Source organism: Actinobacillus seminis, from assembly GCF_002263215.1.
Classification (GTDB): Bacteria; Pseudomonadota; Gammaproteobacteria; order Enterobacterales; family Pasteurellaceae; genus Actinobacillus_B; species Actinobacillus_B seminis.
In genome coordinates this window covers 203441-212902 of record NZ_NLFK01000004.1, presented here as the reverse complement: position 1 = coordinate 212902, position 9462 = coordinate 203441, and the positions used below count along the sequence as shown (strand labels likewise).

8 protein-coding genes and 4 pseudogenes are annotated in these 9462 nt (G+C 39.1%); 3 read left to right on the top strand and 9 right to left on the bottom strand.

From position 1 onward, the window contains the following. Nucleotides 1-161: 161 nt before the first annotated feature. Both CFY87_RS05735 and CFY87_RS12695 read left to right on the top strand, forming a co-directional pair. Entirely contained in the window at nucleotides 162-551 is a 390-nt protein-coding gene (locus CFY87_RS05735) for a hypothetical protein (RefSeq protein ID WP_094946287.1), read from the top strand. A gap of 223 nt (nucleotides 552-774) precedes the next feature. Beyond that, nucleotides 775-831: pseudogene (locus CFY87_RS12695) on the top strand (hypothetical protein); the annotation flags it as partial. A 53-nt stretch (nucleotides 832-884) separates the two neighbouring features. On the opposite strand, the pseudogene CFY87_RS11530 reads toward CFY87_RS12695, so the two are convergent. Both CFY87_RS11530 and murJ read right to left on the bottom strand, forming a co-directional pair. After that, nucleotides 885-1022, bottom strand: a pseudogene (locus CFY87_RS11530) (transposase); the annotation flags it as partial. A gap of 125 nt (nucleotides 1023-1147) precedes the next feature. Beyond that, nucleotides 1148-2716: a murein biosynthesis integral membrane protein MurJ gene (gene murJ, locus CFY87_RS05725; RefSeq protein WP_094946285.1), complete on the bottom strand. Its 1569-nt coding sequence runs from the start codon at nucleotides 2714-2716 to the stop codon at nucleotides 1148-1150. Nucleotides 2717-2994: 278 nt separating this feature from the next. Between murJ and rpsT the strand changes: the two genes are divergently transcribed. Further along, a complete protein-coding gene (gene rpsT, locus CFY87_RS05715) occupies nucleotides 2995-3258 on the top strand; it encodes a 30S ribosomal protein S20 (RefSeq protein ID WP_094946283.1) in 264 nt (87 codons plus the stop codon). Between the two features lie 381 nt (nucleotides 3259-3639). Here the strand turns inward: rpsT and CFY87_RS05710 are convergent. From CFY87_RS05710 to CFY87_RS05680, 7 genes and pseudogenes are all read right to left on the bottom strand, one after another. Further along, nucleotides 3640-3951: pseudogene (locus tag CFY87_RS05710) on the bottom strand (transposase). Nucleotides 3952-4167: 216 nt separating this feature from the next. Then, nucleotides 4168-5465: pseudogene (gene purA, locus CFY87_RS05705) on the bottom strand (adenylosuccinate synthase). Between the two features lie 171 nt (nucleotides 5466-5636). Next, the gene (locus CFY87_RS05700) at nucleotides 5637-7046 is read right to left on the bottom strand and encodes a type IV pilus secretin PilQ (protein WP_094946282.1); all 1410 of its coding nucleotides are present in this window, start codon (nucleotides 7044-7046) and stop codon (nucleotides 5637-5639) included. A 9-nt stretch (nucleotides 7047-7055) separates the two neighbouring features. Further along, entirely contained in the window at nucleotides 7056-7442 is a 387-nt protein-coding gene (locus tag CFY87_RS05695) for a pilus assembly protein PilP (protein ID WP_094946281.1), read from the bottom strand. Beyond that, a complete protein-coding gene (locus tag CFY87_RS05690) occupies nucleotides 7442-8017 on the bottom strand; it encodes a hypothetical protein (protein WP_094946280.1) in 576 nt (191 codons plus the stop codon). The genes CFY87_RS05695 and CFY87_RS05690 overlap by 1 nt, the downstream gene beginning before the upstream one ends. Continuing rightward, entirely contained in the window at nucleotides 8014-8523 is a 510-nt protein-coding gene (locus tag CFY87_RS05685) for a hypothetical protein (protein ID WP_094946279.1), read from the bottom strand. Before CFY87_RS05685 ends, CFY87_RS05690 begins: the two co-directional genes overlap by 4 nt. Continuing rightward, nucleotides 8513-9343 carry a hypothetical protein gene (locus CFY87_RS05680; RefSeq protein ID WP_094946278.1) on the bottom strand — a complete coding sequence of 277 codons (831 nt, stop codon included), beginning with the start codon at nucleotides 9341-9343 and terminating at the stop codon, nucleotides 8513-8515. Before CFY87_RS05680 ends, CFY87_RS05685 begins: the two co-directional genes overlap by 11 nt. Nucleotides 9344-9462: the final 119 nt, after the last annotated feature.

Here is a 9462-nt window from a genome sequence, read left to right as displayed (position 1 = left end):
TTGCTTCATTATGTAAATATGAAAAGTGTTATATTAATAATAGTAAGTTTATTTATAAATCTCTTATAACATTAGATCCAAATGATAATAGATTTTAGCCATTAATTGATTATGCGAAACAATGTGCAAAAGCGCTAAAAATAAAGCATGGTCCAGCTCATATGGAACTATTTTATACCGCAGAAAATAAACCAATAATGATTGAAGTTGGTGCTAGATTACATGGTGGAATTGCTCCTTTACTATTTAAAGAATGTTATGAAGATAATCTATTAGATACAACCGTTACTTATTTTATTGAAAATAAACTTCCTAAAAATAAAAAATCTAAGCTAAATAAAAATGGAAAAATAATTTTCTTAATTAATTCTGATGAGAACTCATTATTAGATGTAGAATCTTTTAAGCCGAAGTTATATAAATTAGACAGTTTTGTTGGAGCAAAAATCTTCTTTGGAAATAATGAAATATTACCATTAACAACTGATCTTACTAATATAACGGGAATTGTATGGTTATCTCATTATAATAAAAAAACAAATAGAACGTGATGAATTTTTTATTCGTTCTTTATTTGATAAATATTTACTAAAACACAACAGGAGTTACCTATGAAATTATTGTCTAGAAAAGATATACAAGCCTCTCATTTGGAAAAATGGATGGAGGTTTATTTTAATGAATTTGAGTCTTCAATTACGAATAAAATAAGGCTCTTTCCAATGCATATTTGGAGTGAAAGGCTTTCTAAAGGATCAGTTAAGGTATGTTTTTATGGAGGAAGCTACGCCAGAAAATATAGCCCCGTATTTGAAAAATTTTGTAAATAATAGTAGACAATATGGGCAATACACTTCTTTAGTTATATTTGAGAAGCCAGATAAAGACACATCTTTCATCGCCAACCATATCACTTTGAACACCGAATCATCCGTTGGGAATACATTGCGTTTTTTGATGATTCGGCGGATAACGCTGTTTAACGATTCCACCGCATTGGTGGTATAAATCACTCTGCGGATAAGCATGTTGCTCCATCTTCAAGAACTCTCTTTAAAAACTGAGGACGTTGTTGATTATATTCGCTAACACTAAAATAACAATAGGCAAAATAGCAAATACATATTTAACAACTTGTTAACAATTGTTATTTATAAATCAGGTGATGTTTACGGATCCCCAATAACAATAGTGCACCCACATAAACCATGGCGGCAAGCCCAATCAGCCAACCTAACCAATGCGTACGAGTCAAAAAACTCATGTGTTGCCAATGTTCAATTGGTGGCGTATAGTGCCATACTACCGTACCCATGACCAAAGCGGCGCATAAAACTTTCAGAAAAAAGACCGCACTTTGTTTACTGAAATGATAAACATCCGCTTTGGCTAAACCGCGATACAGCAAATAGGCATTGAGTGTTGCAGACATTGCCGAGGCAATAGCCAAGCCGACATAGCTAAACGGAATGGCAAGTAAATTAAAGCCCATATTGCTAATCATGGCGATAATCCCAATTTTTACCGGTGTTTTGGTATCTTGTCGCGCATAGTAGCCATTAGCTAAAATTTTAATCAGCATAAAGCTTAATAGCCCGCCGTTAAATGCCCACAGCGAATAAGATGCCGCTTGTACATCAGAAAATAAAAATTCACCGCGCATAAAAAGTACGACCAACATAGGTTGCGCCAAAATAGCAATGCCTACCATTGCCGGCACGCCTAGCAATAAAATCATGCGCACCCCCCAATCCATTGTATTGTGAAAATCTAACGAACTTGCTTCATTATCGCTACGATTGACATGGTGTCTGGCGAGTGTCGGCAGAATCACGGTGGAGATCGCAATACCAAATAATCCGAGAGGAAATTCCAACAAGCGGTCAGAATAATACAGCCAACTGATGGAGCCGGTCATCAAAAAACTGGCAATAAAAGTATCCAACAACAAATTAATTTGACTAACAGATACGCCGAATAAGGCGGGAATCATGAGGGTACGAATTTTTTTCACACCCGCATCGTTCCACGCCCACTTGGGTTTTACCAATAACCCAGCTTGTTTTAAAAACGGAATTTGGAACAAAAATTGCAATAATCCGCCGAGAAAAATCCCGATTGCCAAAGCTAAATCCGGGCTGCTGACGTGTGGCGCGAGAAAAAGTGCAGTGGCAATCATTGCAATATTGAGCAACACGGGCGAAAATGACATCACACCAAATTTTCCCAGCGTATTTAAAATTGCACCGGATAGCGCCACGAAAGTAATAAACCATAAATACGGAAAGGTAATTTTTAACAACAACGACGCTTGTTCAAATTTTACTGCGTTGGGACCGTCGTTCAGCCAATCCATAAACCAACCGGTACCAAAAATAGCGGCAACCACCGGCGAGAAAATCATGGCAAACGCGGTAGCAATGGTTACCAAGCCGCCCAAAGTACCGGATACTTTGCCAATAAAGGCTTGCATTTTACTTAAATCGCCGGCTTTTTGGTATTCTGCTAATACCGGTACAAAGGCCTGAGAAAAGGCGCCCTCGGCAAATAAGCGACGCAAAAAATTCGGAATTCGGTTAGCAAAAAGAAAAACATCCGCCGCCACACCGGCGCCGATTAATTGAGCAGTAATCACATCACGCGCTAAACCTAACATACGGGAAAGTAAGGTCATGGCGCTGACAACAATACCGGAGCGTAATAATCTTGTACTCAAAATAATATTCTCATGCAGAAAAAATTGCTCTAATTGTATAGAAATTTTGTTTTTACGCTATATTCTAAGCAAAAAAACTGTTAAAATCTTGCCCACATCGTTCGGGTGGGCTAAAAGAAAGCGCATTTTTAAAACGATGCTGACTTTCGGTTGTGTCTCACCGAAATCCTCAAACTAATTTAGTTGCAATTATTGATTGACAATAGTATAGAAAAAAGGCATATTTTACGCCTTTGATTTTATTTAATAAACCAACAGAAATTTTTAGGAGTTTGACCTTGGCTAATATCAAGTCAGCTAAAAAACGTGCGATTCAATCTGAAAAACGCCGTCAGCATAACGCAAGTCAACGTTCTATGATGCGTACTTACATCAAAAAAGTATATGCAGCAGTGAGCGCTGGAGATAAATCTGTAGCAGAAAGCGCATTTGTAGAAATGCAAAAAGTTGTGGATCGTATGGCGTCTAAAGGATTAATCCACGCCAATAAAGCCGCTAACCACAAATCTAAATTATCTGCTCAAATCAAAAAATTGGCTTAATTTTTGAAAACTTAGCAAAATTAAACCGCACTTGAGTGCGGTCAGACCAATGACAAACCCCACTATTTTTACAATCAATAAAAAATAGTGGGGTTGTTTTGTATTTGATGGCTTGTAAACCAATATTCTTGCCCTACTAATTTTAGAACGCTCATTCCGAATATTCGGCGATATACCTCAATATATTCCCTTATCCAAGCCATAAAACAATATAAAATAGCCCGGATAACAAGGGTTATCTTCTTGATATTTTGGGCAATACTCGCCAAAAAGCATTGCATTTGAACTTTGCTTAATCCTCTACAACCGCTTGCCGCACAATTTGAGTGAAGAGGCGTTTGAAGACATCTGTTCCATTAAAACGACGGAGGCGATTTTGACTTAAGGTGTTTGCATCAATTTTTCTGTTAAAGACATTCGCGCAAACCAACGGTAAGCAACATTAACTTCAAGTTCTTTGACGAGCCGGCGTTCGCTTTTAAGTCCAAAAGCCTAGTAACATAATCTTAAATAGGCGAACCGGGTCGACAGCAGGCGACCATTATCTTGGTAATAAAAGTGTGCGACTTCATCACGAATAAATTCAAACTCAATCGCTTCATTGATTTTACGGACAAAGCGGTCTTTAGGTACGAGCTGTTCAAGACTTATCCTCTTGAACTCATATTGAGGGCATTGGGTATTTTTGAGCATAAGCATTTCCTCTGCTTGATATGCTTATCAGCTCAAACCTCCAGATAAATGTCTAGAGGTTTGTTCATTGGTATGAGTTGGTAAAAACCAACTCTTTTATCTACTATAGCTATAAACAGGTATTTTAGGGAAAATACAAACTATTTTATCTACCATACCATCATTTATATTTATGACGTTATTGACCACACAAAGTGCGGTCAAAATATAGCGAGTTTATGCTGCAAAAGGATCGTTTAAAATCATGGTTTCAACGCGATCCGGACCGGTTGAAAGAATATCCACCGGTACGCCGGTTACCTCTTCAATGCGTTTAATATAATTGCGGCAATTTAACGGAAGTTGGTTAACATCGGTTATACCAAAAGTATTTTCTTTCCACCCCGGCACGGTTTCATAAATTGGCTCAACGCCTTCCCAGTTTTTCGCCGCTAATGGTGCATATTCTACGACATCACCATTCGGCATTTTATAACCAACACAAATTTTCACTTCATCAAAACCATCTAATACGTCCAATTTGGTCATACAAAAACCGGAAATGGAGTTCACTTGAATGGCGCGACGAATAGCCACCGCATCAAACCAACCACAACGACGTGGACGACCGGTTACCGCACCAAATTCATTCCCTTTGCGAGCGATTTCCGCGCCAACTTCATCGAAAAGTTCCGTGGTGAACGGACCACCGCCAACGCGTGTACAATAGGCTTTTACAATCCCTAACACATAGTTAATATAGCGCGGACCAAAACCTGAACCGGTAGAAACGCCGCCGGCAGTGGTGTTGGAACTAGTCACATAAGGATAGGTTCCTTGGTCAATATCCAACATGGTACCTTGCGCTCCCTCAAATAAAATATTGTCTCCGTTTTTGCGAGCGGTATCTAAAATTGTGGTAACATCTGCTACCATAGAGGTGATCACATCAGCAACTGCCAACACATCATCCAAGGTTTTTTGATAATCTACCGGTTCAACTTTATAGTAGTGAACCAATTGAAAATTATAGTATTGCAAAATATTTTTAATTTTTCCGCAAAGGTGTTGCGATCAAATAAATCGCCGACGCGTAAACCGCGGCGTGCCACTTTATCTTCATACGCAGGACCAATACCGCGACCGGTAGTACCAATAGCCTTTTTACCCAATGCCGCTTCACGCGCATGATCCATTGCTACGTGGTAAGGCAAAATTAATGGGCAGGCTTCAGAAATCAACAAACGTTCGCGAACCTTGATACCTCGGCTTTCCAACTCGCCCATTTCTTGCATCAATGCTGAAGGCGAAAGCACCACACCGTTACCAATTAAACAGGTCACATTATCGCGCAAAATACCAGATGGAATTAAACGAAGTACAGTTTTTTCACCGTTAATAATCAACGTATGACCGGCGTTGTGACCACCTTGATAGCGCACGACATATTTCACCCGATCGGTTAATAAATCAACAATTTTTCCCTTTCCTTCATCGCCCCATTGAGCGCCGAGGATAACAACACTTTTTCCCATATATTCCACCTTTTTAATTGATTTAGGAAATAAACGAACAGCTGGCTACTCTACTATTTTACAGCCCTGATCTCAATGTAATCTTGCAATTTTTCAAGATTAGCGGACATTTTGGTGAATTTATTTAACATCATCTAATAAAGTGCGGTCATTTTTTGTGGATTTTTAGTGTTATTTTTTCTTAGATATAGAAATTTTCGACGCCGCTATTTTGGGAGAGGTTGTGCGAGCGTTCTTTTCTACGGGTTTTCCTTGTCGTAAAATATGTGGCGTCACGAAAATCACCAACTCCCGTTTTTGATGGCGTTCACTTTCTCGACTAAATAGACGTTTAAGCCCCGGAATATCGCCAAGCAGTGGCACTTTGTCCACGCCTTTGCTAACCGTATCGTGAAAAACGCCACCCAACACAATGGTTTCACCATCATGCGCAAAAACCTGTGTGCTAATTTCTTGTTTATCAATGGATACCACTTCGCTTTGCCCATAGGTAACCTTACCACTTGGCGAATTTTGGCTAACGAGCAAATCCAATAAAATAGTATTACCTTGTGAAATATGCGGCGTGACTTCCAAGCCCAGCACTGCTTCTCGAAATTCCACCGATTGTGTATCATTATTGCCATTGGTGATCACATAGGGAATATCTGTCCCTTGTTTAATACTGGCACTTTTTTTATTGGTAGTCAGCAAACGCGGGCTGGCAATAATTTCCACATTATTTTCCCGCTCCAAGGCGCTTAATTCCAAATCCAATAAACGCCCATTAATTTTTGCCACTTGCAACGCCACTGAACCGGCAGGTGTGATAGGCGAAGCAAAATTGACATTCAGCTGCTTGGCAATTGAAGAAAAACCGTTGCCTTCCAAGCTACCACTAATTTTATGACTACTGCCGGATGGATTAAAAATTCCCCAGCGCACGCCAAGTTCTTTTAAATTTTCATCACTGATAGTCACGATACGCGCTTCAATAGCAATTTGTTCAATGGGCTTATCCAATTCTGCCACCAGCTTTTTAATTTGATTGACAATAGGCTTTTCGTCTTGGATCAATAATAAATTACTGCGATCATCAAACGTTAAATTTCCGTTGGCAGATAATAAAGAACCGCTCCCGCCGGTTAAGGATTTCATCACCTCAGACGCCTTGGCATAATGCAATTTAATTGACGTTGTGACAAGCGAAGGAGCCGCCACTTCCGCAGGCAGGGACGGAAAACGATCAAAAGCATCAGCTGTTGAAACCGCCTTATTTAATTCATTATCTTTTTGATTTAAATAATAAATGCCATCTTCTTGCCACAAATTCAGTTGCTTAATTTTCGCAACAGAATGCAGCAGTTGATCTAAATTAGTCGCATTTAATTGCAAGGAAATCGTGCCTTCCAATTCGTCGTCAATAATTAAATTCGTTTGATGATCCAGTGCCAATTGCTGCAAGGTTGGTACCAAAGGCGCTTGTTTTAAACGAATATTAAAGCTTTGTTGTCCTAATGAATGATTGTCCGCGGCAAAGGAAGCGGAAAAACACAGAAAAAACAGACCGCACTTAAAAACAAATAACCTCATTTTTTGCATACTTTAATCCTAAAATTTTAATAAAACCGTTTCTGCCTGCCGACAATCGACACTGTTTTGCCAGTTTAATAATTGAATTTGATGTGTTGAAATTTGTGCAATTTGCATCTTCTCCTGCCCGATATTATCCCCCTTGGATGCACTGATAACTGTTTGATCTGGCGAAGAAAAAAGCACTTTCGCCTGTTCGAATTGGATGATAACGCCAATAATCTTTAACTGATTTATCGGCGTTTTTGGTGCAAGCGTCGCCACATCACGCCGGCAAAGGGAGGTTGCTATTGCTGTATCCATCGGCGCTCCGGTTTGACGTTGGCGACGATCAAAAGGATCGGAGGCTTGCGTTAATGTAGCGATTAGGCAGAAAAGTATGGGTAAATAACGTCTAACTTTCATTATTTGTCCTTAAATTGCAATATCATTTCACTTTGTATCGAAAAATCCGCCTCCTGATCCGCACGTTCAATATGCACACTTACTACATTTAACGCCGGATATTGCGTTAAAAGTGCGGTCAAAAATTGCGATAAATTAGTAAAATTGCCTTGAACTTGCAACGATAATAAGGGAAATTGATGAAATTCCCATTGATTATGCTTGACCTGTAGCCGATTTTTCAACAAGCTATTCATTTGTTGAGTAAATCCGGTCAGTTTTTCTGCACGTTCCGGCGCAAGAAAAACGGCGTTGGATTGCTGTCGCAAGCTACGTAAACGCTGTTGTTGCCGTTGTAATTCGCGGCGTTGTTGCAAAAGCTGTTGCTCAAGATTAGCTTGCACTTGTTGCAAGTGAATATAATCCGTTATTGGTAAAATCAAGCTACCGCCACTGATAGCAAGCAAGAGAACATATTGCTGCCATTTGGGCAATTTAAGCAGTTTTCCAAACCAATTATTGGGATCATTTAACCAACTTATATCATTCAGGCGCGTTGCAGATAACCGATTAATATTCAAAAGGGTAGTCGTCATTTTTTCTCCTCCAATGACAATTGAAATTCAAAAAAAATCTGCGTTTGAGTGGGATTAAATTGCGTTAATTTTACGCCGGTAAATACATGCTGTTTGAGATATTTTTGCAAGCCTTCAAATTCCGCAGCATTTTCCGCCTTACCGCTTATCACCAATTGATGCTCTGCCAATTTCAATTGTTGTAATTCGCCTTGTTCAAGCGGCAATTTCGCCAAGTGCTCCAATAAATGCAAAACCGAAGGGGAGGAAAAGGTCGTCACTTTCGCATTCGGTTGATAACGTTGACGAAGTTGTGCTATATCTTGCTGCAAATGTGTTAAATCTTGGCGAATTTGGTTGAGATCTTCTTGTTTTTGGCGACGCTGTTGTTGAAGCTGCGCATTCTGGTAAAAAATCCAGCTAAAAATAAGCAACGTCAACAACACTACGATCAATAGCCCGAAAAGAAAAGTTTTTCTCTTCGCTTGATGTTGATAAAGGCGCCAAGGTAACAAATTAATGCTCATAACTGTCTTCCATTTCTATCGGCACTTGCATGGTAGATAAATTCGGCTCAAACGTTGCGCGTTTCCAAAGCGCATTGCCGAGCGCAATAAAAGGCAAATCACATTCAATCAATTGCCAATCTTGTGGAATTACTTCTGTGACCGCGATTGTGCTGTGGAAATAAATAAGCGTTGGTGTTTCTTGATAACGTTTACAAAATTGCTCAAAAAGTGCGGTCAAGTTTTTACCCTTTTTTTGCAAAATTCTGAGTTCATGCGGTTTTTGTTGAATAGCAATAATTTGCTCATTATCTTGATAAATCAATAAGCTGTCTTTTTTCTCTTGCTGCAAACAATATTCAAAGGCTCGAATAATCGCGTTGGTTGTACTGTCCAAGACGGTTACCGGAAACGGAAGAAATTCAGCCAAATATTCTGCTACGGTCTCCGTTTTAATCGCAAAAATATCAAGGCGAAAACCTTGTTTTAGCGGTACCGGACGAAAATCAAACCAGATTTTATTCAATGGCACCGGCAGTTCTTTTTCCAAGACAAAACGGCATTGTTGCTCGCATTCTTCTAAATTAGTAAACTGCGACAAAATCACTGTTTTTTGCCAAACATATTGTGCCGGCACGGCATAAACAAAATTTAAATCCAGATTATCCAGCAGCGGACATTGTTGCAAAATTTTCGCTTCAATATCTTTAAGCGAGAGCGATTCGACTTGGATAAAGTGCGGTTGATTTTGTGGGTAAAACCACAGAATTTGCCATTTTTTACTCACTTTCCAGAGTCCGACTTGAAGTTCCATTGACTGAGAATTATCAAAAAATAACATAGTCTTTACCTTATTTTACATTTGTCATTACACATTTAGCTTTGGTTTTTGCTCAGTAAACTTTATACTAAGGGCTTAAAGTTAAAGTGACTTATTCAAGATTGAAATTTGAATTAAGT